The sequence below is a fragment of the Marinilabilia salmonicolor JCM 21150 genome, from assembly GCF_000259075.1.
GTDB lineage: Bacteria > Bacteroidota > Bacteroidia > Bacteroidales > Marinilabiliaceae > Marinilabilia > Marinilabilia salmonicolor.
On the sequence record NZ_AJKI01000063.1, the window covers coordinates 1 to 22,690 of the forward strand.

Genomic DNA, 22,690 nt, shown 5'->3' on the forward strand with positions numbered 1-22,690 from the left:
AAAAACCCACTGGGTTAATTGAAAACCCAAAAAACCCAAGCGAACCCAAAAAAGCCGATAAAGATAAAGAGAAGGAGAAGGATAAAGATAAGGATAAGGGAAAAGATATCTGCGATAATGATTTAAGTTTTGTTAATGATGGTTTTAAAGATTTGGTAATTGAATTTATCCGATATCGGAAAAAGGACATAAAAAAACCATTTAAAACGAACAGGGGCGTTGTAACTTTCTACAACAATCTTATGGAGCTTTCAAATTGCGAATATTTGAAAGCAAAAGAGCTAATCGAATATGCTAAGGGAAAAGAATGGCAGACAGTTTATCCAATCAAAAAAGATATGCAGAAAGTAACAGACAAAAAACCAAGTAAATCGAGAAGCTATAAGAATGAGGAATTCTGGGGGGCTTAAAACTTAAATTTTAAACACTTAAATACGATCAAATGCCTAATTTTTCAATTAACAGCGTATTCAGAGCCATTGACAAGGTCACGGCCCCGGTAAAAAGAATGAGCAAAGCTACCACGGCTTATGGTCGAAAGGTTGACGCAGCAATGAGACGGGCAAGTTTAGCAACCGCTGGATTTGTAAGACGGTCAAATAATGCTATGCGGTCGGTTTTTAACCTCCAAAATGCAGTTGGGGTAATGGTTGCTTCTATGGGTGTAAAGAAACTCATCCAGTTTGCTAATAGAACCGCATCCATAGGAGACGAAGCTGCAAAAACCAGCCGCCAAATTGGAGTTACGGCGGAATTTCTTCAACAGATGAGATTTGCAGCCGACCGACAGGGGGTTTCTTCCGATGTTCTTACACAATCCCTAAAAAAGTTAAACCGGAACATTGGTGATCTGCAATTCAATCAAGGGATGTTACACTCCACACTCAAAAGAGTAGATCCTGAGCTATTGAAACAGGCCAGAAGTGTAACCAGCAACCAGGAAGCTTTTGAACTTGCAACAAAAGCCATTTCCGCACAGGAAGACCAAATGAAGAAAGCAGCTATTGCACAAGCTTTTTTTGGCCGTGCCGGTATGGACATGTTAAAACTAATTGAAGCAGGTCCGGGAGGAATAGCAAGCCTCAGAAAAGAAGCTGAAAAACTTGGGTTAGTTCTAAATAACGAAGCAGCCAGGGCCGCCGAAAAGTATGTAGATGCACAAACCAATCTTAACGCATCAATTACAGGCATAAAAAACACACTTGGGATGCAACTAATGCCACGCCTACAAGCAGTAATTGAGAAAATGACCGACTGGATACAGACCAACAAATCATTAATCAATGAGAAAATATCTGCTTTCGTGAATAAGTTCTCCAATGTACTTAATAAGGTCCTGGACAACTTACCTCAAATCGTTTCTTGGATTAAAAGGATCATTGTTGTTATGGCCGCATGGAAGGCGGTAACCATAGCAGCCAACCTGGTTTTGGAAATAAATAACGCAATTATTGCAGCAAATCAAATTACAAGTTTTATTAAGAGCATTCAGTTTGCAACTGCCGCACAAAAGACATGGGCAGCTGTTCAATGGGCTCTAAATGCAGCTATGAATGCCAATCCTATCGGTTTGATCATAGCTGGAATTGCAGCACTAACCACGGGCATTGTGTTATTGATTAAGAACTGGGAAAAAGTATGGAGCTGGCTGAACAAGGTATTTGACAATAAATGGGCCCGACTGGCGATGTTTATTTTCACGCCTTTTATTGCTGTCCCTTTGGCTATTGCCAGAAATTGGGAGGTTGTTAAAGATACAATGTCCAAAGTTTGGGAGTCTATAAAATCAGGTGTTAAAACAGTTGGGCTTTTTATTTTCGATTTTCTTATTACACCTATTGAAGACATTTTAAAAGTAGCATCCAACCTTGGGGTGGATATGGCCACGAATGCTTTAAAAGGAATCAATGCGATACGTACCGGACTGGGAGGCGAAGAGCAGGAAGAGGAACCTGGAAGTCAAATTTACAATCGTGAATATGCATTCAACCAAGAGACCAGGCAGCAAATAAGAGACTCAAACATCAATATGAATATCACAAAACAAGATGGTATTGATATTAGTGCAAATACGGCCGGAAATGCGGCTATTAGAGTAAATAAAACAAGTATGTTTTAATCATATAGGGGCTAAACGTAGCCCCTTTATTTAACCTTTGAAAGTTTAGATTTTTCGATATGACCAGCAGGAAGGAATTTCCCATTTTGTTTAATGTAGATTACTTCCCGGTTAGTTGATTCTGAAGCATCAAATAGATCGATCAGATCCACTTCCAAAACATCTGCAATTTTCTGAAGACTTTTCACAGTGGGGTTGCTATTTTTCCCAATAATCCGACTTAAACTAACACGGTGCATGTTCAACCTTTGTGCAAGTTCATCCAGGGTTATTCCTTTTTCTTTGGCTATTTCCTTTATTTTAAACATACAGTTTGTTTTAACGCTACAAAGTTACATTGTTTTTAAAAAGTATCATTAAAACATTACAAAAAATTTGGTATTTTAATATTGCAGTGCTACTTTTGCCATGGATTTAAACTGTCTAATGCTACAAAACTAAGCTATGGTACAAATTGACGAGAAAAACCGGAAAATCATTGTTGAAATTGATGGAACAGAAGAAACCTTAACCGACATGCAACTTTCCATTATGGATTTGATGAAAAATTACAATTTCCAACAGGTCGGACATGAAGCAGAAACCACATTTGGTTATGCTTTAGAGTTATTGGAAGAGCTAACCGTAAAAAAAGCCTGAAGCAGATTGAATGAACAAGGAGTCAGGAGACCAGCGAAAGCATTATCTGATTTTCATTCGAGACCGTAATTCCGGCATCGACTTTTTAAGAGCAAACAAAATAATTAAATGAAAGATAACTTATGGAAACAAGAACACTTATTGCCACGAATGCCGATAAGGCCGAACGGAAAATAAAAACCATGCTTGAAAGTGCCAGAGTGGTAAATGAAAAGCTTTCCATTCTCTATGAAGTGGAAGGCATGGAACCGCTAAAGAGCAAAGAAGAGGCTATTGAGTTTCTAAGAGATCCTGCAACAGGATTAGAAAAAAAGATAGTCGAGAGCTTTGGAGGGGATTTTAACAGCGGGAAAAGAAAGCTTAATGGCAAAGTATTAGCAGGACTGTATAACATCCCCTTTGATGACATTCTGTCTAATTTTAGACACATAAGCTATGCTACTGTTACGAACTGTGATTTGGATAAAAAAGGATTCTTTACAGTAAACAAGGAGACAGAGACCGCCATATATGAGGAAATGAAAGACTACATCGAATCTGAAGCAGAAGAGAAAGCCTTTCAACTTCAAAAAGATATGGCCGATGCAGTAACGAACTACATCAAGGTATTTGATAAGCTGGAGTTCCCTTTGTATGAAAACCAGAGGGCAGCGTTTGAATATCTTGGAATAGAAACTGGATTGAAGGATGGGGAGATAATATTGCAGCCTGACATAAGATATATAAGAAGGCGCCTGAATGATGAAAGCAAACAAAAGACTTTCCTTGAAAGGGTAAAGAAATTTAATTAGCGTCGTAAGTCGTTGGCCTGAGACACATGCCCTAAAACGTTAGGGGTGTGTTTCTTTTAAGGTACTGGGAGCTTTCGACAGTCCGAAACACAATGTTTTGCGGGCCCGATGTTTTTACTTTAAACATTCTGCAAATTTTCAGGTCACGCTTTCTACGGGTTGCCCGTCACACATTCAAAAAACAAAATTGCAAACATCTAAAAATCAAGACAAATGAACGTCACGCTAAACCGTAAACAACTCGCTGAAATTTTGCGCCACCGTGATACAACGAATATAAGACAGGCAATAAAAAGAGGTTCCATCATTGAAGACAAAGCCGGAATTAATCTAAAAGACCCGGCAAACCGGCAATGGCTGGAAAATCAAATTCAAGCCGGGAGGCAAAAAGGTTTTTTAATTGACATTAATTTAGATGACACCCCTAAAAAGCAAGGAACAGGGAGCCAGGAGACCAGCGAAACCATTAACCGGGAATTAAAAAAAGCCAGAACCGAACTTGTAAGGGAGCAAACCAGGACAGCACAATTAAACAGGGAAATCGCTTTTGGTAATTATCTGAAAACATCTCACATCATTGAGGCAGTTACAGTGTACCTGGACCAGACCATGAATGTAGGAAATACCAATTTATCAAACGTAGCATCCCGATTTTGCCAACAGCACGGAATAGATAAGCCTGAAGAGATTATTAAACTCAAATCCGAACTTACAGAGACGTTAAACATGGCAATAGAGGCAGGCAGAAAAGAAGTAATGAAGACCATCGATAGGATGGTATCTGACCAAATCGAAAAGCTTGCAACGAAATGAAATTTTGCCGGCAAACCCTTTCATTATGCAGATGACACCCAAAGACATTAAAAAGCTTCAAAATATTGCCAGAGTGCTGGGGAGTGCAATGGCCGAGCTTGAAGAGTTGGCCGCTAAATATGAAACAAGCGGCCAGCCTTCAACTCGAAAAAGACGAAATTTAAAGGATGAGAGAGTGGCTAAGGCCAAATTTTTACTTGAAAAATCCAGACGGAAAAAATAAGACTCAAATCAAACCTACGATATTACATACCCAGAATTATGGGTATTTATAGTTAAATCAATCATTTTTAAACAAAAACAAAAAAAGCTATGACAAAGGAAGAGTTAAAGGAAAAGAACCCTGCGGTTTACAACCAGGCGTTTAATGAAGGTTTTGCAACAGGCAAAGCAGAAGGAAAAGAAGCTGGCAAAGCAGAGGAACACAAAAAGACAGTGGCATGGATGGACGCCTGGATTAATCATTTTAATGGGGATAAGGAAGCAGCCGTTAAAGCGATTCAAGAGGGGTTAACCATGGATTCCGCAAAAGCACTCAAAGAAGACCTTGAGTATATTCGGTCCAATTCTTAAAAGGTTTCGGTTCAGAAGTAGGTCAATTTTAAAGGCCATTCCTTAAAAGGTTTGGCCTTTTTTATTACGTAGAATTTACGAATTAAAAAGAGGAACAATCTCACATTTGAGACGGTTCCTCTTTTCGTGTAAATTCAAAAGCTTGCTTAAGGCTTTAGAAGAATTCCAAAGATACTGATTAAACTATTTGGATACAAAAAGGGTGCAAAATATTTTAAGGGTGCAAATCAGGGTGCAGCCGTAAAAACAAAAAACCACAACCCTTTTAAATTTAAAGAATTGCGGTTTTTAAATGTGATCCCGGGAGGACTCGAACCCCCACCATAGGAACCGGAATCCTACGTTCTATCCAGTTAAACTACGGGACCATTTTGCGCGGCAAAGATAGTTTTTTTTGTGGTTCGCTCAAAACCGTTTCGATTTAACCGGAGAAAATAATTTTCTTTCATCCGAGTAATATTTGTTTATTAAGGTCGGATGAAACTCATCCATAAACTTATACACATTCTCTTGTGACAAACATTGCCATACTCGTTGCATCCTCCATAATCTCTAACCGAAACTATTTATAAACAACTATCCTGATGAACCATTGGTGTCCTCTTAAAATATTGAGATTGCTTCACTACGCTACCAATGACAGATTTTTGTAATAAACGAAAAATCAAGATTAGAATCATTTACCTCCATTCGTTCAGCCTTACCACGGGTTAACGACCCTGCCTGTCCAGGTTTTTATCAGGAAGTTTATTCAAATTTGCTCCTGCGGGGACGGGCTGATTCTGCAAGATCCCCATTATGCCCCAAACTTTTTTGGGTAGCGACTCGCGATGAACGGGGTTTTGAAATTAATAGAGGGGGTGGTAAGGGTATTTATGAAACAAATCTCGACGAAGTCAATAATCCGGCCTAACCAGCCACAAAAAAAAACAAAATACCCCCCAAAAAGAAATAACTCTTCATCATGTTCAGCGAACAGAGAATACTATTTTTATTGCTTAAAAGAAACAGCTTCCTGCTACTTTCAGCAAAAAGCACCTTTAAGCTGCTAAAACCATCTGATATGAAAAAATTATTCTTACTGACATTACTGATCATCATTGCCTCTAATGTCAGCCCCCAACCTAGTGTTATCCCCGTAGACACCACGTTTACGGTTCATTCAGCCCTGAACAAAATCAAAAACATCTATCCGATTGCACGCATTGTCAACGAACCGCTCCCGGATGGAGTAACCGAATACCGCGATATTGCCTATACCACACTAGAGGACACAGAGTATGGCGACCGCAATTTACATCTTGACCTCTTTCGTCCCGAGGGAGGGAAAAAACTACCGGCATTAATAATGATTCACGGAGGAGGATGGAGTTCGGGCAATAAATCGATGGAAATACCCCTGGCACGTCAAATTGCTTCAAGAGGATATGTAACCATTACCATAGAATATCAATTATCACCGGAAGCTCTTTATCCTGCCGCAGTTCACAACATTAAGGCAGCCTTAAGATGGACCAGGGCACATGCCAAAGAATACGACATAGACCCTGAAAAAATAGCCATTTCCGGAAGCTCCGCAGGAGGACAACTCGCTGCCCTGGTCGGACTAACCCCGGGAGTTCCAAAATTTGAAGGAGACCAGGGATATAAAGAATACCCAACCGATGTTCAGGCAATACTGGTAGTGGATGGCTCCATGAACTTTCTGGCACCTCTTTCGCTCAACAAACCACGAAAAAGAAACTCTGCTGATGTGGTATGGCTTGATGGTTTTTATTATGAAAAACCTAAAGTTTGGAAAGAGGCTTCCCCTCTTTATTACGCCGGTAAAAATTCACCACCAATGCTTTTCCTTAACAGCGGTTACCCACGGTTCCACGCCGGACAGGACGAACTAATCGGCATTCTGAGCCGTCACTTCATTTACAATGAAGTACACACCTTTCACGTTAAAGTGCATCCGTTCTGGTTGTTTCACCCCTGGTTTAATCCCACAGTCGAATACATGAGTAATTTTCTGGATAAAACATTAAAAAAATAACACTTACATGACTTCCATTAAACATATTTTTCTTCTGACCTGTTTTTTACTGATTTTAGCATCCACAGCATGCGCTTATGAGACCCGAATCACGGTAGCTATCGATGGCAGTGGCGATTATACGTCAATTAACGAGGCCATTTACAACACCAAAGCATTTCCGGACAAACCGATAACCATTTTTGTAAAGAACGGGGTGTATCATGAAAAAATCAAAATCCCCGCATTCAACACAAAATTATCCATAATTGGTGAAAGCAGAGAAGGGACAATCATTTCGTGGGATGATCATTTTCGGAAAATTGACCAAGGACGCAACAGCACCTTTTACGCCTACACTTTTAAAGTGGAAGCCAATGATTTTTCAGCGGAAAATCTGACCATCAGAAACACTGCAGGCCCGGTCGGACAGGCCGTTGCATTGCACGTAACAGGCGATCGGGCAACCTTTCGCAACTGCAGTATTCTGGGACATCAGGACACCCTTTACAGCGCCGGAGAAAACAGCCACCATTACTTATACAACTGCCTCATTGAGGGAACCACCGATTTCATCTTTGGTGAAGCTACCACACTGTTTGAACGCTGCACTATTCACAGTCTGGCAGACTCGTACATTACAGCCGCCAGTACTCCAAAGGGCAAACATTTTGGATTTGTCTTTTTAGATTGCTCCCTGACAGCATCTCCGGATGTTTCAAAAGTTTATCTTGGGCGCCCATGGCGTGATTATGCCAATGTTGTATTTCTTCGCTGCAACCTGGGAAGCCATATCCTACCTGAAGGATGGGCGAACTGGGGTGGAACCTCAAGAACCGAAACAGCTTTCTATGGCGAATATGAAAATAACGGAGCGGGCGCAAACCCCAAAAGCCGTGTGCCATGGAGTAATCAACTAACAGAACACGAAGCAGAAAAATACACAAGAGAACAAATCCTGTCTTCTTTATTCGCACCGAAGGTCCCGGTTTCTCAATGGACTTCACAAAACCACTAATAACCAACATCACTCTCTTATAATTGTCTGAAACTTTTTGTATTTTCGCAGCTTTGACAAATAAAAGCAAGAAACTACATCAATTTGCACCATGGAGTACAATTATAAAGAGATTGAGAAGAAGTGGCAAAAACACTGGAAGGAGAATAAAACCTATAAAGTAGAGGTTGACAACAGCCGCCCCAAATACTACGTCCTGGATATGTTTCCATATCCATCGGGAGCCGGTTTGCACGTAGGACATCCGCTGGGATACATCGCCTCTGACATTTTCAGCCGTTATAAACGATCCAATGGGTTCAATGTACTCCACCCCATGGGATACGACGCATACGGACTTCCTGCCGAACAGTACGCCATACAAACAGGCCAACACCCGGCCATCACCACCGAAAACAATATTAAGCGTTATCGTGAGCAACTCGATAAAATAGGTTTTTCTTACGACTGGAGCAGGGAAGTCAAAACCTGCGAGCCAAACTATTACAAATGGACCCAATGGGCTTTCATTCAAATGTTTAACCATTACTACAATTACAATGCCGATAAGGCAATGCCCGTAAGTGAACTGGTCAAACATTTTGAGACCAAAGGTTCCGAAGGCATTCATGCCGCCTGTTCTGAAAACCTTTCGTTCACCGCCGAAGAATGGAAAGCGATGTCTGTTAAGGAGCAACAGGAAGCCTTACTCAATTACCGCATTGCATATCTGGCCGACACAATGGTAAACTGGTGCCCGGCATTGGGAACCGTGTTGGCCAATGATGAAGTTAAAGAAGGAGTTTCTCTGCGTGGAGGCCATCCTGTGGAGCAAAAAGTGATGCGTCAATGGTCATTGCGGGTTTCTGCTTATGCAGAGCGTCTACTGAAAGGTCTGGACACCATCGACTGGACCGAGTCGCTCAAAGAGATCCAGAAGAACTGGATTGGACGCTCGGAAGGTGCCGAGATGATTTTTCAGGTGAAGGACTCTGATGTTTCCATGAAAATTTTCACCACCCGTGCCGATACTGTTTTCGGAGTTACCTTTATGGTTTTGGCTCCCGAAAGCGAACTGGTAAATCAGGTGGTTACCCCCGACCAAAAAGAACAAGTATCCCAATACATTGCTGATGCAAAAAAACGCACCGAGCGCGAACGAATGTCAGAAGTCAAAAAAATGACAGGAGCATTCACCGGAGCCTACGCCATCAACCCACTCACCAATGAGGAAGTCCCCATCTGGGTCAGCGACTATGTACTGGCCGGTTATGGCACCGGGGCCATTATGGCGGTACCTGCGCACGACAGCCGCGACTTTGCTTTTGCACGCACCTTCGACCTGCCGGTCACGCAGGTTGTTGTACCCCATGGTGAAGAACCTGCAGACACCAGCAAGTGGGACGATTCCATAGATTCCAAAGAAGGATATCTGATCAACTCAGGCTTCATTAACGGGCTCGATGTGCCGGAAGCCATTGAGAAAACCAAAGAATACATTCGGGAGAAAAGCATTGGTGAAGTTAAAGTAAACTACCGTTTGCGGGATGCCATCTTTAGTCGCCAGCGTTATTGGGGAGAACCATTCCCTGTTTATTACAAGGATGATATGCCTTACACGCTGGATGAGTCAAAGCTCCCCCTCGAATTGCCCGAAGTGGACAAATACCTGCCCACAGAACAGGGAGAACCTCCTCTGGGACGTGCGAAAAACTGGAAAACAGAAGAAGGTTATCCACTCGAACTTAACACCATGCCCGGGTTTGCCGGCTCCTCTGCCTATTACCTGCGCTATATGGATCCGCAAAACGATCAAAAACTTGTCAGCCCGGAAGCCAACAATTACTGGCAGGATGTGGATCTTTACATCGGGGGAACCGAGCACGCCACAGGTCACCTGATATACAGTCGATTCTGGAACAAATTCCTTTTTGACCTGGGCGAAGTTTGCAAAGACGAACCGTTCCGCAAACTTGTAAACCAGGGAATGATTCAGGGACGATCCAACTTTGTTTACAGAATTAAAGGTACCAATAAATTTGTCTCCTATAACCTGATAAAAGAGTATGATGTTACTCCAATACATGTAGATGTAAACATCGTACACAATGACATTCTGGACATCGAAGCTTTTAAAAACTGGAATCCGGAATACAAAAATGCCGAATTCATTCTCGAAGAAGGCAACAAATACGTTTGCGGATGGGCCGTTGAGAAAATGTCAAAATCGATGTTCAACGTGGTCAACCCGGACGATATCATTGAGCAATACGGCGCCGACACGTTGCGTCTCTATGAGATGTTTCTGGGCCCACTGGAGCAGTCAAAACCCTGGGACACCAACGGCATTGACGGGGTGCACAAATTCCTGAGAAGAACCTGGCGTTTGTTTGCCGACCGCGACGGGCAACTGGTTGTCACCGATGAGGAGGCAACCAAAGAAGAACTAAAAGTATTGCACCGCACCATAGCCAAGATCTCTGACGACATCGAACGATTCTCTTTCAACACCTGCGTAAGTGCATTCATGATATGCGTAAACGATTTGAGCGATCTGAAATGTCACAAACAATCGATCCTTGAGCCCCTGACAATTTTATTGTCACCTTTTGCACCCCACATGGCCGAAGAGTTATGGCATCTTACAGGACATAAAACCTCTGTCGTTGATGCACAATGGCCCCGGGCCGACGAGAAGCATCTCAAGGACGACAGTGTGGTATATCCTGTTTCTTTCAACGGAAAAATGAGATTCAAACTGGAGATGCCTGCCGATGCATCAAAAGAAGAGATTGAAGAAGCAGCTCTCGCACATGAAACAGCAGCCAAATGGACTGAAGGGAAAACCGTTCGCAAAATCATTGTGGTGCCCGGAAAAATAATTAATATTGTTGTAGGATAAGAAATAATCGGGTCTCAAACCACTGTGAGAACCGGACTGTAATCAACAATAACCGAAGGTTAGCAGCCTGATTTATTCATGAATCTTCGTTAATAGAAGTTCAAGTATCAAGAAGTACGGGAAACCGCAGACAAATTTTAAGAAGGGAAAAGTGAACTTTTTTCAACTCAGATTTGGCGGGGAGGCTTGAATTTCGTCGATAGCTGAGCATTGTAACAGATTATTTATGAATAAACAAGACCGGAACTTTTTCAATAAAAAAACAGCGTAGAAGGAGGTGGTTTTCGACATGATTGAAAGCCACCTCCTCACACATCGCTAAATTCAAATTTTGAAATCAAAGTAATTTAACTGCCCAAAACTAAACCGGGTAAGAGAATTCTTTTCCTGTAACATTTTTTACAATAGGAATATGAAGCGAGACTATCTCTGGAGAGAAATAAAATCTTATCTGATAATCACTGCCGGCCTGGCATTGGGAGCCATCGGGTGGACAGGTTTTATTATCCCCAGTGAAATAGTAGGAGGAGGCCTGACAGGAATCTCAAGTATTCTGTTCTTCCTGTTCGATATTGACGTGGGAATGAGCAGCCTTTTAATTAACATAGGTCTTCTGCTGCTGGCCATGAAAACCATCGGAGCATCCTTTGGCATAAAATCCGTTTACAGCGTTGTGGTTTTTGCTGGGTTTCTGTCATTTTTCAGCAATGTATTTACCGAACCTTTGGTTTCCGAACGAATGATGGCAGCAGTGTCCGGAGGCATCATGAGCGGCATCGGAGGTGGGCTGATCTTCTCAAATGGAGGAAGTGCCGGAGGAACCGACATCATAGCCAGGATCATCAACAAATACCACAACATCAGCATGGGAAGGCTTCTTTTGGCAATGGATGCCATTATAATTGTTTCAGCATATCCCATTTTTGGTTCCATCGAAACCATGGTTTACGGATTTATGACCATGGCAGTAATCGCTTATACAATTGACCTGGTGATTTCAGGTAACACCCAGACAGTTCAGTTTTTTATCTTCTCCAGAAAACACAAAGAATTAGCCGAACAAATTATTTACACCGGGAAAAAAGGCTTGACCATAATTCCGGCCGTTGGAGGATACACCGGAGAAGAGATTAAAGTGCTGATGGTATATGCCCGCAAAAAAGAATCTTCCATATTATTTCGCATCATAAAAAGTGTGGATCCGGAGGCCTTCATCACGATGGGCAATGTAATGGGAATATTTGGAGAAGGCTACGACCGGCTGAAAATCAGAGAAAAAAGAAAGAAACCAATCAGCGAGATTGAAGCAGAATTATAATCATTTTGCTAATACATTGCGCAATATAAGCCCAATTCCCCAGACAGGTCCGGAAGTGTCCTAAACAACACCCGGAAAGGCATAATTTTTGATACCCCGGTTGCCGGATTTTTTTGGAATTCTTCAATCATAATTGAATAAAAAACTTCGCATGCAGAAAAAATATATAATCGGCATTGTCATCCTCATATTGTTGATATTCTCAACCTTTTGGTGTTATCGCCACTTCAGTGGTTTACAAACGCCTGACCCGTCAAATCTTCCTGACAGCCTTGATCTGGTTGTGGTGCCACCTCCGCCTCCTCCCGAAACACTTTACGGTATTCAAAAAGATTCATTCATAATTGAATCGGGCCGGATAAAATATGCACAAAACCTGGCATCCCTGCTCACGTCCCACGATGTGGATTATTCAATCATCCATAATCTGGCCATTGCCTCCAAAGAGGTTTTCGATGTAAGACGAATAAAAACAGGAAATAAATATACTGTTTTTTCATCCGAAAAAGATTCAACACTTGTACCCGAATGGTTTGTCTATGAGATTGACCCGATTGAATATCTTGTAATGTCACTAAAAGGCGACACCATCGTTTACCGTGACAAGAAAGAGGTCATTACCCAAAGAAAAACCGCCATCGGGGTTATTGAATCATCTCTATGGAATACCATCAACGACAATGAACTAAACCCCAATCTGGCGCTTGATCTGTCAGACATCTTTGCATGGACGGTTGATTTCTTCGGTATAGAAAAAGGGGATCACTTCACAGTTGTTTACGACGAAGAATATGTGGACAGTGTATCCATAGGAATCGGAGAAATTCATGCAGCCTATTTTAACCATCGAAAAGAAGCCTACTATGCATTCCGCTATGAGCAGGACAGCATTATGAGCTTCTTCGATGAAAACGGAGCCAGTTTAAGAAAGGCATTCCTCAAAGCTCCGCTGAAATTCTCACGAATCAGCAGCCGATTCAGTAACAGCCGGCTACACCCAGTCCTGAAAATTCGTCGGCCTCACAGAGGAATTGACTACGCAGCACCTACAGGAACTCCTGTTTACGCATTGGGAGACGGACGAATCACCCACAGGGCATGGGACACCAAAGGTGGCGGGAATTACATAAAAATAAAGCATAACAGCGTTTACACCACCGTTTACATGCATCTGTCCGGTTTTGCCAAAGGAATTAAAAGAGGAATGCTGGTAACCCAGGGACAACTAATAGGCTATGTCGGAAAAACAGGACTGGCAACCGGCCCACACCTGGATTTCCGGGTATATAAAAACGGCAGGCCCATGGATCCGCTAAAAATGGAAGCTCCTCCTGTAGAGCCCATCTATGAAGGACGGATGGAACAATATCTGCAATACATCCGGCCATGGAAAAACGAACTGGACAGTCTGACCACAGGTTATATGGAGCATAAAAAAGAAACTACTGATTCTCCAGCAACTCATTTATAACCCGCGGATAATGCTCATACTCCAGTTCATGTATTTTTGAAGCCAGGGTAGCCGGGGTATCATGCTGTTCAACAGGACATTTTCCCTGAAAAATAACATTGCCCTCGTCGTATTTTTCGTTCACATAATGGATGGTTATGCCGGACTCCTTTTCTCCATTATCAATAACAGCCTGATGCACCCGATCTCCATACATCCCCTTGCCACCATAGGCTGGAAGCAACGCGGGATGAATATTTACTATCCGATTGGGAAACGCTTTAACCATCTTTTCGGGAATCAACCACAGAAAACCGGCTAAAACAATCAAATCCGGAGAAATTTCAGAAAGACGGTTTAACACCTCATTTGAATCAAAAAACATCTTGCGATCGAAAACAAAAGTTCTTATATTAAGCTTTTTAGCCCGTTCAAGCACCCCCGAATTCGACCGGTTGGAGAAAACGTACGAAACTTCAACTCCGGGGACATTCCGAAAAAAAAGTGCAATATTTTCCGCATTGGTACCCGACCCCGAAGCGAAAAGAACAATATTCTTCATTATCAAATTTTTATCTTGTAAAAAATTAGTATTTTTGCCCCGTCAAAATTAGAAAAAAGAGGCCTGAAAACTAATTTCCTTTGAGGAATATTTGATTTATTTTGGGCAAATCTTTTTCTTTGCACAGTTGTTTTAAAACCAAATTTTCAATTATTAACTTAAAATTTAAAGCTATGTCAGACATTGCATCAAGAGTTAAGGCAATTATTGTAGACAAGTTGGGAGTTGACGAAACAGAAGTAACAAACGAAGCCAGTTTCACCAACGACCTCGGTGCTGACTCTCTTGACACTGTAGAGCTGATCATGGAATTCGAAAAAGAATTCAACATCGCAATTCCTGATGATCAGGCAGAAAACATCGGTACAGTGGGTGACGCCATTGCTTACATTGAAGAAAATGCAAAGTAATTAGTCAAAAAAGTAGAGTTATACTTTAAAAGCAGTTATGGAGTTAAAAAGAGTAGTAGTTACAGGGATGGGCGCCATTACCCCGATTGGGAAAACCGTCGATGAGTATTGGAACAACCTGGTTCAAGGAGTAAGTGGTGCTGCACCCATTACTCGATTTGACGCCACCCCATTTAAAACACAATTTGCTTGCGAGGTTAAAGACTACAAAGCAACCGATTACTTCGATCGTAAAGAGGCAAGAAAAATGGATATGTTTGCTCAGTTTGCAGTCATTGCAGCTGAGCAGGCATTCCAGGATTCCGGTATCGATCTCCAGACCATAGACCAGGATATGGCAGGCGTCATCTGGGGTGCAGGTATTGGTGGCATCATCACTTTCCTCGATGAAACCCGTGGTTTTGTTAAGAACAACGAAGTTCCCCGTTTCAATCCTTTCTTTATCCCGAAAATGATCTCTGACATTGCAGCAGGTCATATTTCGATAAAGTATGGATTTCGCGGGCCCAACTACGGAACAGTATCGGCTTGCGCCTCGGCATCACATGCCATTGGCAGCGCTTTTGACCTTATCCGCCTGGGAAAGGCAGAAATGTTTATCACAGGTGGTTCAGAAGCTGCGATCAATGAAGCAGGTGTAGGCGGTTTTAATGCCATGCAGGCAATTTCAACCCGCAATGATGACCCGGCAACAGCTTCTCGTCCATTCGACAAAGGCCGTGACGGATTTGTTATGGGTGAAGGCGCCGGAGCCCTGGTAATAGAAGAATATGAACATGCCGTGAAACGCGGTGCAAAAATCTATTGCGAACTGGTTGGTAGCGGTATGACTGCCGATGCTCACCACATTACAGCTCCCCATCCGGAAGGTAAAGGGGCTCAAAGAGTAATGGAAAATGCACTCAAGGATGGCAATATCAATCGTGAGGAGGTTGATTACATCAATGTTCACGGCACATCCACCCCATTGGGAGACATCGCTGAGCCACTGGCCATTCAAAGGCTTTTTGGAGATCACGCGTACAAACTGAATATCAGTTCCACCAAATCGATGACCGGACACCTTCTGGGTGCTACCGGGGCCATTGAAGCCATTGCATCGATTCTGGCTATGAAGAACAGCATCGTTCCTCCGACTATCAACCAGTTTGAACTGGATCCGGAAATTGATCCAAAACTCAATCTTACGCCCAACAAGGCACAGGAGAGAAAAATCAAAGTGGCAATGTCGAACACATTCGGATTCGGAGGTCACAATGCATGTGTGGTATTCAAAGCATTAGATTAAGTTGTGTTTATACCACTTTTCAAATCCATAAAACTTTTTTCCCGCCAGGGAAGGAGGTTTTATGGATTTATAAATTCTGTCACCGGTATCCGTCCCGGAAAAACCGAACTTTACCGGCAGGCCCTGGTACACAAATCAGTTCTCAGACGGAAATCCTCCAACGAGCCTTACAACAACGAACGTCTTGAATATTTGGGAGATGCTATCCTTGGAGCCATTGTAGCCCAGGAACTTTATGCGCTTTTCCCTTCGGAAGATGAAGGTTTCCTTACCAAAACCAGGTCCCGCATAGTCAGCCGGGTAAATCTCAACCAGATTGCTCTAAACATGGGCTTGAACAACTGGATAAAGTTTCACCCACCTGGTGATATATCGCAAACACATATTCTGGGTGATGCCCTTGAAGCAATGATTGGAGCCATATTTCTGGACAAAGGATATGGAAGTGCCAGAAAATTTGTTCGCAACCGCATCCTCAACCGCTATCTGGATTTGCAACAAATTGTAGAAAACGATACCAACTACAAATCCATTCTCATCGAATGGGGACAAAAACATAAATGTCCGATTCAATTCGTCACTGAAGAGTATCCGGATCCTAAAGAAAGCGGACCTGTATTTATCGCCAAAGCCATTATCAGGAACCAGGTTTCAGGACAGGGAACAGGAAACTCGAAAAAAGAAGCGGAACAAAAAGCAGCCAACGAAGCACTCGAAAATGTGGAGACACTGGAATTGCCAGACGAAGATTATGCTGCCTCCGACAACCTTTATTAACTGAAAATCAACGCATAGAGTTAATTAATGTTAATCAAAAGGAAAATCCCAAACAACCCGTTATTTTTGTAGCATGAGCAGGAAATTCATTTGGGTATTAACCGTTATTATAGCATTCACACTTTCAGGGCTGATATACATTCAAACCCTTTGGATTAAGAATGCCACAAAAATCAAAGAGGAGCATTTTGACCAGACCGTGAGGCAAACCATGGATCAGGTTATCTCCAGACTGGAGATTAACGAAACCTCACGATTGGGCGCTCAGTTGAAATTAAACCCCATCAATAAACTCCCTGAAAATCTCCGGAAAGAAAACAAATATTTTTCAGGCAATAGAAACAATCTTCAGTCCGAAGAAATTCCTCAGCTGGACATCACTTTCGACTTCTTCATCCAGGGATCAAAGATGGATACAGAACTTTCCACCTATAAGAAAGACTCCCTGGTTTTTTCCTATAGGGAGACTACCCCGATGATTTACAATAAGTCAGAAGCTACTGACCCATTAGCTACAGCCTTCAACAACATCCAGATTCAAGTTCGCAACATGATGGAGGAACAACGCCGCCGATTGCTCAAGGACTTGTTTGATGATGTTCCCATAGGCCAGCGAGTGGATCGGGAACTGGTAGATGCATTTCTTCTGAAAGAATTTGAAGAACGTGGCATTAAACTACCTTACGAGTTCTCAATTGTGGATTCCAGAGGAAACAGGGTAATGTCCACCGCCGGTTTTGATGAAAAAGAGGCCAATGTAATTTACCAAAAATACCTGTTCCCCAACGACCTTCACCCAAAGGCCAACCACATTCAACTCTATTTTCCACAGCGGCCCAATTACATCATGGACTCCATGGGGATGGTTCTGCCAAGTGCTGTCTTTACCCTTATCATGGTTTTGGCATCTATTCTTACAATTGTTATTATTGTAAAACAGAAGCGACTGGATGAAATTAAAAATGATTTCATCAACAACATGACCCATGAATTCAAGACACCCATATCCACAATCTCTTTGGCATCACAAATGTTAAAAGACATTTCAGTTGCCAAAAGCCCTGATAGTCTGAAACATATATCAGGCGTCATTCAGGACGAAAGTAAAAGACTTGGATTTCAGGTTGAAAAAGTCCTGCAAATGGCTATCTTTGAAAAGGGAAGCGGTAGTTTAAAGATTAAAAAAGTCAATATTAATGAACTAATTACCTCCGTAACCAATAACTTTAAGCTGAAAGTTGAGAATAAAGACGGCCAGATTCTGGAAAAGCTGGATGCTAAAAACCCGACGGCATATGTGGATGAAGTTCATTTCACCAACGTTATCCATAACTTATTGGATAATGCCCTTAAATACCGCCGGGGAAAGCCCATTTTTCATGTAAAAACATGGAATAGGCCCAAAGGAGGAATCGTAATTTCGATTCAGGATAACGGACTGGGTATTTCAAAAGAGAATTTAAAACGTATCTTTGAAAAGTTTTACCGGGTACCCACCGGAAATATACACAACGTGAAAGGATTTGGTTTGGGTCTTGCTTATGTTAAAAAAATCGTGGAAGATCACGGCGGAACCATTAACGTTGAAAGTGAACTGAATTCAGGCACTAAATTTGAAATATTTTTACCTTTTAAAAGTACCAAGGAATGGAAAAAGAATATAAAATTCTCCTGACCGAAGACGATGAGAACTTAGGCATGTTGCTTCGCGAATATCTTGAAGCAAAAGGCTATGAAACGGACCTTATGCCCGATGGGGAACAGGGTTACGATGCATTCATGAACAAAAAATACGATGTTTGTATTTTTGATGTTATGATGCCTAAGAAAGACGGCTTCACACTGGCCAAGGAAATAAGAATGGTTAACACTGATGTGCCCATTATTTTCCTTACTGCTAAATCGATGAAAGAAGACATCTTTCAGGGCTTTAAAATTGGCGCCGACGATTACATCGCCAAGCCGTTCAGCATGGAAGAGTTGTTGTTCCGCATCGAAGCTATTTTACGCCGTACCAAAGGCGGACTGGCCAACCAGGAAGTGTTTCAGCTCGGAAAATTCAAGTTCGACACACAGAAACAGCAATTGATTGATGGCGAAAAAGTTGTAAAACTGACAACCAAAGAATCAGAATTGCTGAAGTTGCTTTGCAATAACGCCAACAAAGTATTGGAGCGTAACTTTGCATTAAAAACCATCTGGGTGGACGATAATTACTTCAATGCCCGCAGCATGGACGTTTATATTACCAAACTGAGAAAACACCTCAAAGAAGAGCCTGCCGTTGAAATCATCAACGTTCACGGCAAAGGATATAAGCTGGTTCTTTAAACTCCTTCTCTGGTCGGGATATTTCAAAAAACAACCGGTTCGGTACACCTAGTGTATTACGGACCGGGGATTTTTGTTGGCAGCCACTGAATCAAGCATAGCAAAAATTGCTTCATAAGAACATGAGAAAGTTCTTGCATGCGAACTTCATCCAACCTTAACAGGTTAATATTATACGGATGAAAACCAATAAAAAAACCGGAACAAAATTTTGCTCCGGTTTTTCTATCTTTTCTATCTTTTGTATCGTTTAATCGAGTTTCAAAATCGACAGGAAGGCCTTCTGAGGTACTTCCACATTTCCAACCTGTTTCATCCGCTTCTTTCCTTTCTTCTGTTTTTCCAACAATTTACGCTTACGGGATATATCTCCCCCGTAACATTTGGCAGTTACATCTTTTCTAAGTGCTTTTACTGTTTCACGAGCAATAATTTTAGCACCAATGGCTGCCTGAATGGCCACATCGTATTGCTGACGGGGGATCAATTCTTTCAGTTTCTCACACATCCTGCGACCAAAAGGATAAGCATTGTCAAAATGTGTCAGCGTGGAAAGTGCATCCACAGGCTCTCCGTTCAACAAGATATCCAGACGAACCAGCTTTGAAGTACGATAGCCGGTAGTGTAATAATCAAATGATGCATACCCTTTGGAAATACTCTTCAGCTTATCGTAAAAATCAAAAACAATTTCGGCAAGCGGCATCTCATAACTCAGTTCCACCCTGTCAGATGTAAGATAGTGTTGATTAATCAACTCACCACGTTTCCCCAGACACAAGCTCATAACCGGACCGATATAATCGGCCTGGGTAATTATCTGTGCTTTGATGAAAGGTTCTTCTACCCGGTCAATAATAGTTGGTTCCGGAAGCCCTGAAGGATTATGTACTTCAAGAACCTCCCCCTGCTTTGTATGCACCTTGTAAGGCACGTTAGGCACCGTGGTTATAACATCCATATCGAACTCCCGATCAAGCCTCTCCTGAACAATCTCCATATGAAGCATTCCCAAAAAGCCGCAACGAAAGCCAAATCCCAAAGCAACAGATGACTCCGGCTGAAAAGTCAGAGATGCATCATTGAGTTGCAATTTCTCAATAGAAGTACGCAAATCTTCGTAATCATCAGTATCGATAGGGTAAACTCCGGCAAACACCATAGGCTTCACCTCCTCAAAACCGGAAATGGCTTTATCGCACGGACGGGCTACATGCGTAATGGTATCACCAACCTTTACCTCCTTACTGGTTTTAATACCGGAAATAATATACCCCACATCTCCTGTTTTGAGAACCTTCTGCGGAACCATTCCCAGCTTCAAGGTCCCTATTTCATCTGCCTCGTACTCTTTCCCGGTGTTTACAAACTTAACCTTATCTCCCTTTCTGATTTCTCCGTTGACCACCTTAAAGTAGGCAATAATTCCCCGAAAACTATTAAACACAGAATCAAAAATAAGCGCCTGCAGAGGGGCCTTGGGATCTCCCACCGGAGGGGCAATACGCTCAACAATTGCTTCAAGAATCTCCTCCGCACCCATTCCTGTTTTTCCGCTTGCACGGATAATCTCACTGCGATCGCAACCAATCAAATCAATGATCTGATCTTCCACTTCTTCGGGCATCGCACTATCCATATCCATTTTGTTCAGCACCGGAATGATGGTTAAATCATGATCCACTGCCTGATAGAGGTTACTAATAGTTTGTGCCTGAATCCCCTGGGTCGCATCCACAATAAGCAAGGCTCCTTCACATGCTGCAATAGATCGGGATACCTCGTAAGAAAAATCCACGTGTCCGGGGGTATCAATCAGATTTAAAGTAAATACCTTGTCATCTTTGGGATATTGCATCTGAATGGCATGGCTTTTAATGGTAATGCCACGCTCACGCTCAAGATCCATACTGTCCAGAGTTTGCTCAAGCAGTTCCCTGTCCGTTACAGTTTTGGTCCGCTCAAGTAATCTGTCTGCCAACGTACTCTTTCCATGATCAATGTGGGCAATAATGCAAAAGTTCCTTATGTGATCCATATATAAGAAAATGTTTTTCAATAAGCTTATCGAAAGCGCTTTGCCTTCGGTACAACGATAGCAGTCACTTCCACTAAAAACTACTATCCCAATTTCAGGCTGCAAAGATATTCAAATTAAATCGCATAACCACAAATAAAAGCACTTTAGGATGATAAGCTTAGAGAAAGACTTAAAGAGAGATTGAAATCAGGTTTAGACCAGGATTAAGGCTGAGCCTAAAAAAAGCAGAACCAAACAACTATATCCCTGAAAAACATATTACTCACCAAAGATTTGATGTGTTTGGAAAATAAAACCCGGTACTGACTTGAATTTGACCCCAAAATAGGTTAAAATAGCATCTTGAAAAAGATAAACCACCATGTATAAAATTATAGTAACCGGTTGTGCTGGATTTATTGGCTCACATTTAACTGAAACATTACTTTCCAGGGGACATATCGTTACCGGAATTGACAACTTTGATCCCTTCTATGATCCGGCAATAAAACGAAAAAATCTTTCAGACTTCATCAATCATCCCTCATTTTCATTCTTTGAAAATGACCTAACCGGGGAGGAATCCACAAGTCAAATTTTCTCAAAAGGGGCAGACATTGTTATCCATCTTGCAGGAAAAGCCGGCGTACGACCCAGCATTCAGGATCCGCAAAGTTACATCGAAAACAATATTACCAGCACCAGAATTGTATTAAGTGCCATGGAGAAATATCAAATAAAGAAACTGGCCTTTGCCAGTTCTTCTTCCGTTTATGGCAACAATCTAAAAACTCCCTGGCACGAAAACCTTATTGTGGACAATCCTATTTCACCTTATGCATTTTCCAAAAAGGCCTGCGAGTTACTGAATCACACATGGCATCATCTTTACGAAACGGATATCATAAATATGCGGTTTTTCACCGTTTACGGGCCTCGTCAGCGCCCGGATCTGGCCATTCATAAATTTACAAAAATGATGTTTGAGGACACCCCGCTAACCCTTTTCGGAGACGGATCCACCTCACGGGATTATACCTTTATCAGCGATACCGTTGCAGGAATTTGTGGCGCTGTTGACTATCTGATGTCACACAACAATGTTTTTGAAACCGTTAATCTGGGAAATAACCATCCGATTTCACTAAATGACCTTGTCACAAAAATCGCTGAAGCCACAGCAACTAAACCAAAGATAAAGCGATTACCCATGCAACCGGGCGATGTGGATGTGACTTTTGCCGACATCAGCAAAGCCCAAAATCTTTTGGGTTACCAACCTCAGGTAAGACTTGAAGACGGGCTGAAGGCTTTTGTGAAATGGTATAAGAAAGAGAATGATGAATAGAGAATAGAGAGTAGAAAAAGAGGAAAAGGAAAGAAGTCTCCCTGGTTTATTGACCTCGTCGATCTTCGATTCATGAGTTTTTCGTTATGCAATGTGCAATCACCAATAAATACAGGCACCCGCAAAGAAAATTGATGTCGGAAATAGTGACCCATTTTCAAATCAATTTTATTGAGGACGCCTTTTCTTAGCAGGTATTTGAACATTGTAATAGATAATTTATAAATAATCCAGTCCTCCAAAAAGCAAGGCTTTTTCCTTTTAAAGGAATACATAATGTTGTTATGTTTTAAAAAGGCCGAAGGTCTTTAAGCAACAGCCTGTTTCCACCT

General features: G+C 42.0%; 21 protein-coding genes and 1 tRNA gene. 18 read left to right on the forward strand and 4 right to left on the reverse strand.

Going from position 1 to position 22,690, the window contains the following annotated elements; translation table 11 throughout:
* Both W7W_RS0120460 and W7W_RS0120465 read left to right on the forward strand, forming a co-directional pair.
* The coding region (locus W7W_RS0120460; protein ID WP_010665481.1) for a hypothetical protein at nt 1-410 on the forward strand (410 nt) is incomplete at its 5' end.
* A gap of 32 nt (nt 411-442) precedes the next feature.
* Nucleotides 443-2,119 (forward strand): phage tail tape measure protein, encoded by a 1,677-nt coding sequence (locus tag W7W_RS0120465; RefSeq protein ID WP_010665482.1) that lies wholly within the window; start codon nt 443-445, stop codon nt 2,117-2,119.
* Nucleotides 2,120-2,145: 26 nt separating this feature from the next.
* On the opposite strand, the gene W7W_RS23025 is transcribed toward W7W_RS0120465, so the two are convergent.
* Complete coding sequence (locus W7W_RS23025) at nt 2,146-2,427, reverse strand: helix-turn-helix domain-containing protein (protein ID WP_010665483.1); 282 nt, start codon at nt 2,425-2,427, stop codon at nt 2,146-2,148.
* A gap of 136 nt (nt 2,428-2,563) precedes the next feature.
* Here W7W_RS23025 and W7W_RS0120475 point away from each other — a divergent pair, with 136 nt between their 5' ends.
* From W7W_RS0120475 to W7W_RS0120500, 5 genes are all read left to right on the forward strand, one after another.
* Complete coding sequence (locus W7W_RS0120475; protein WP_010665484.1) at nt 2,564-2,758, forward strand: hypothetical protein; 195 nt, start codon at nt 2,564-2,566, stop codon at nt 2,756-2,758.
* 122 nt (nt 2,759-2,880) lie between these two features.
* Entirely contained in the window at nt 2,881-3,549 is a 669-nt protein-coding gene (locus W7W_RS0120485) for a hypothetical protein (RefSeq protein WP_010665485.1), read from the forward strand.
* A gap of 213 nt (nt 3,550-3,762) precedes the next feature.
* Nucleotides 3,763-4,362: a hypothetical protein gene (locus W7W_RS0120490; RefSeq protein WP_010665486.1), complete on the forward strand. Its 600-nt coding sequence runs from the start codon at nt 3,763-3,765 to the stop codon at nt 4,360-4,362.
* Between the two features lie 25 nt (nt 4,363-4,387).
* Nucleotides 4,388-4,585, forward strand: a complete 198-nt coding sequence (locus W7W_RS22605) for a hypothetical protein (RefSeq protein ID WP_010665487.1) — start codon at nt 4,388-4,390, stop codon at nt 4,583-4,585.
* An 89-nt stretch (nt 4,586-4,674) separates the two neighbouring features.
* Nucleotides 4,675-4,935 carry a FliH/SctL family protein gene (locus tag W7W_RS0120500; RefSeq protein ID WP_010665488.1) on the forward strand — a complete coding sequence of 87 codons (261 nt, stop codon included), beginning with the start codon at nt 4,675-4,677 and terminating at the stop codon, nt 4,933-4,935.
* Nucleotides 4,936-5,230: 295 nt separating this feature from the next.
* Here W7W_RS0120500 and W7W_RS0120505 read toward each other — a convergent pair.
* Nucleotides 5,231-5,303 (reverse strand) — tRNA-Arg (locus W7W_RS0120505).
* A 695-nt stretch (nt 5,304-5,998) separates the two neighbouring features.
* Between W7W_RS0120505 and W7W_RS0120515 the strand changes: the two genes are divergently transcribed.
* From W7W_RS0120515 to W7W_RS0120535, 5 genes are all read left to right on the forward strand, one after another.
* Entirely contained in the window at nt 5,999-6,976 is a 978-nt protein-coding gene (locus W7W_RS0120515) for an alpha/beta hydrolase (RefSeq protein WP_010665489.1), read from the forward strand.
* A 7-nt stretch (nt 6,977-6,983) separates the two neighbouring features.
* Nucleotides 6,984-7,973: a pectinesterase family protein gene (locus W7W_RS0120520; RefSeq protein WP_010665490.1), complete on the forward strand. Its 990-nt coding sequence runs from the start codon at nt 6,984-6,986 to the stop codon at nt 7,971-7,973.
* Between the two features lie 91 nt (nt 7,974-8,064).
* The gene (gene leuS / locus W7W_RS0120525) at nt 8,065-10,854 is read left to right on the forward strand and encodes a leucine--tRNA ligase (RefSeq protein ID WP_010665491.1); all 2,790 of its coding nucleotides are present in this window, start codon (nt 8,065-8,067) and stop codon (nt 10,852-10,854) included.
* Between the two features lie 412 nt (nt 10,855-11,266).
* Nucleotides 11,267-12,172: a YitT family protein gene (locus tag W7W_RS0120530; protein WP_010665492.1), complete on the forward strand. Its 906-nt coding sequence runs from the start codon at nt 11,267-11,269 to the stop codon at nt 12,170-12,172.
* Between the two features lie 151 nt (nt 12,173-12,323).
* Nucleotides 12,324-13,643 (forward strand): peptidoglycan DD-metalloendopeptidase family protein, encoded by a 1,320-nt coding sequence (locus W7W_RS0120535; protein WP_010665493.1) that lies wholly within the window; start codon nt 12,324-12,326, stop codon nt 13,641-13,643.
* On the opposite strand, the gene purN is transcribed toward W7W_RS0120535, so the two are convergent.
* A complete protein-coding gene (purN, locus tag W7W_RS0120540) occupies nt 13,615-14,184 on the reverse strand; it encodes a phosphoribosylglycinamide formyltransferase (protein ID WP_010665494.1) in 570 nt (189 codons plus the stop codon). The two genes, W7W_RS0120535 and purN, sit on opposite strands and share 29 nt — an antisense overlap.
* Nucleotides 14,185-14,357: 173 nt before the next feature.
* Here purN and W7W_RS0120550 point away from each other — a divergent pair, with 173 nt between their 5' ends.
* From W7W_RS0120550 to rprY, 5 genes are all read left to right on the forward strand, one after another.
* Nucleotides 14,358-14,594 carry an acyl carrier protein gene (locus W7W_RS0120550; RefSeq protein ID WP_010421658.1) on the forward strand — a complete coding sequence of 79 codons (237 nt, stop codon included), beginning with the start codon at nt 14,358-14,360 and terminating at the stop codon, nt 14,592-14,594.
* Between the two features lie 37 nt (nt 14,595-14,631).
* Entirely contained in the window at nt 14,632-15,882 is a 1,251-nt protein-coding gene (gene fabF / locus W7W_RS0120555) for a beta-ketoacyl-ACP synthase II (RefSeq protein WP_010665495.1), read from the forward strand.
* 3 nt (nt 15,883-15,885) lie between these two features.
* Entirely contained in the window at nt 15,886-16,659 is a 774-nt protein-coding gene (rnc, locus tag W7W_RS0120560) for a ribonuclease III (RefSeq protein WP_010665496.1), read from the forward strand.
* A gap of 73 nt (nt 16,660-16,732) precedes the next feature.
* Nucleotides 16,733-18,334 (forward strand): sensor histidine kinase, encoded by a 1,602-nt coding sequence (locus tag W7W_RS0120565; protein WP_010665497.1) that lies wholly within the window; start codon nt 16,733-16,735, stop codon nt 18,332-18,334.
* Nucleotides 18,307-18,990, forward strand: a complete 684-nt coding sequence (gene rprY / locus W7W_RS0120570; protein WP_029510703.1) for a response regulator transcription factor RprY — start codon at nt 18,307-18,309, stop codon at nt 18,988-18,990. The genes W7W_RS0120565 and rprY overlap by 28 nt, the downstream gene beginning before the upstream one ends.
* Before the next feature lie 250 nt (nt 18,991-19,240).
* Here rprY and lepA read toward each other — a convergent pair whose 3' ends face one another.
* Nucleotides 19,241-21,028 (reverse strand): translation elongation factor 4, encoded by a 1,788-nt coding sequence (gene lepA / locus W7W_RS0120575; protein ID WP_010665499.1) that lies wholly within the window; start codon nt 21,026-21,028, stop codon nt 19,241-19,243.
* A gap of 364 nt (nt 21,029-21,392) precedes the next feature.
* On the opposite strand from lepA, the gene W7W_RS0120585 reads away from it, so the two are divergent.
* A complete protein-coding gene (locus W7W_RS0120585) occupies nt 21,393-22,358 on the forward strand; it encodes a GDP-mannose 4,6-dehydratase (protein ID WP_010665500.1) in 966 nt (321 codons plus the stop codon).
* The last annotated feature ends 332 nt before the right edge of the window (nt 22,359-22,690 follow it).

Excerpts from the sequence above, each read along its gene's own strand:
- W7W_RS0120465 (WP_010665482.1), top strand. The coding sequence starts at position 443 with ATGCCTAATTTTTCAATTAACAGCGTATTCAGAGCCATTGACAAGGTC.
- W7W_RS23025 (WP_010665483.1), bottom strand. The coding sequence starts at position 2,427 with ATGTTTAAAATAAAGGAAATAGCCAAAGAAAAAGGAATAACCCTGGAT.
- W7W_RS0120475 (WP_010665484.1), top strand. The coding sequence starts at position 2,564 with ATGGTACAAATTGACGAGAAAAACCGGAAAATCATTGTTGAAATTGAT.
- W7W_RS0120485 (WP_010665485.1), top strand. The coding sequence starts at position 2,881 with ATGGAAACAAGAACACTTATTGCCACGAATGCCGATAAGGCCGAACGG.
- W7W_RS0120490 (WP_010665486.1), top strand. The coding sequence starts at position 3,763 with ATGAACGTCACGCTAAACCGTAAACAACTCGCTGAAATTTTGCGCCAC.
- W7W_RS22605 (WP_010665487.1), top strand. The coding sequence starts at position 4,388 with ATGCAGATGACACCCAAAGACATTAAAAAGCTTCAAAATATTGCCAGA.
- W7W_RS0120500 (WP_010665488.1), top strand. The coding sequence starts at position 4,675 with ATGACAAAGGAAGAGTTAAAGGAAAAGAACCCTGCGGTTTACAACCAG.
- W7W_RS0120515 (WP_010665489.1), top strand. The coding sequence starts at position 5,999 with ATGAAAAAATTATTCTTACTGACATTACTGATCATCATTGCCTCTAAT.
- W7W_RS0120520 (WP_010665490.1), top strand. The coding sequence starts at position 6,984 with ATGACTTCCATTAAACATATTTTTCTTCTGACCTGTTTTTTACTGATT.
- leuS (WP_010665491.1), top strand. The coding sequence starts at position 8,065 with ATGGAGTACAATTATAAAGAGATTGAGAAGAAGTGGCAAAAACACTGG.
- W7W_RS0120530 (WP_010665492.1), top strand. The coding sequence starts at position 11,267 with ATGAAGCGAGACTATCTCTGGAGAGAAATAAAATCTTATCTGATAATC.
- W7W_RS0120535 (WP_010665493.1), top strand. The coding sequence starts at position 12,324 with ATGCAGAAAAAATATATAATCGGCATTGTCATCCTCATATTGTTGATA.
- purN (WP_010665494.1), bottom strand. The coding sequence starts at position 14,184 with ATGAAGAATATTGTTCTTTTCGCTTCGGGGTCGGGTACCAATGCGGAA.
- W7W_RS0120550 (WP_010421658.1), top strand. The coding sequence starts at position 14,358 with ATGTCAGACATTGCATCAAGAGTTAAGGCAATTATTGTAGACAAGTTG.
- fabF (WP_010665495.1), top strand. The coding sequence starts at position 14,632 with ATGGAGTTAAAAAGAGTAGTAGTTACAGGGATGGGCGCCATTACCCCG.
- W7W_RS0120565 (WP_010665497.1), top strand. The coding sequence starts at position 16,733 with ATGAGCAGGAAATTCATTTGGGTATTAACCGTTATTATAGCATTCACA.
- rprY (WP_029510703.1), top strand. The coding sequence starts at position 18,307 with ATGGAAAAAGAATATAAAATTCTCCTGACCGAAGACGATGAGAACTTA.
- lepA (WP_010665499.1), bottom strand. The coding sequence starts at position 21,028 with ATGGATCACATAAGGAACTTTTGCATTATTGCCCACATTGATCATGGA.
- W7W_RS0120585 (WP_010665500.1), top strand. The coding sequence starts at position 21,393 with ATGTATAAAATTATAGTAACCGGTTGTGCTGGATTTATTGGCTCACAT.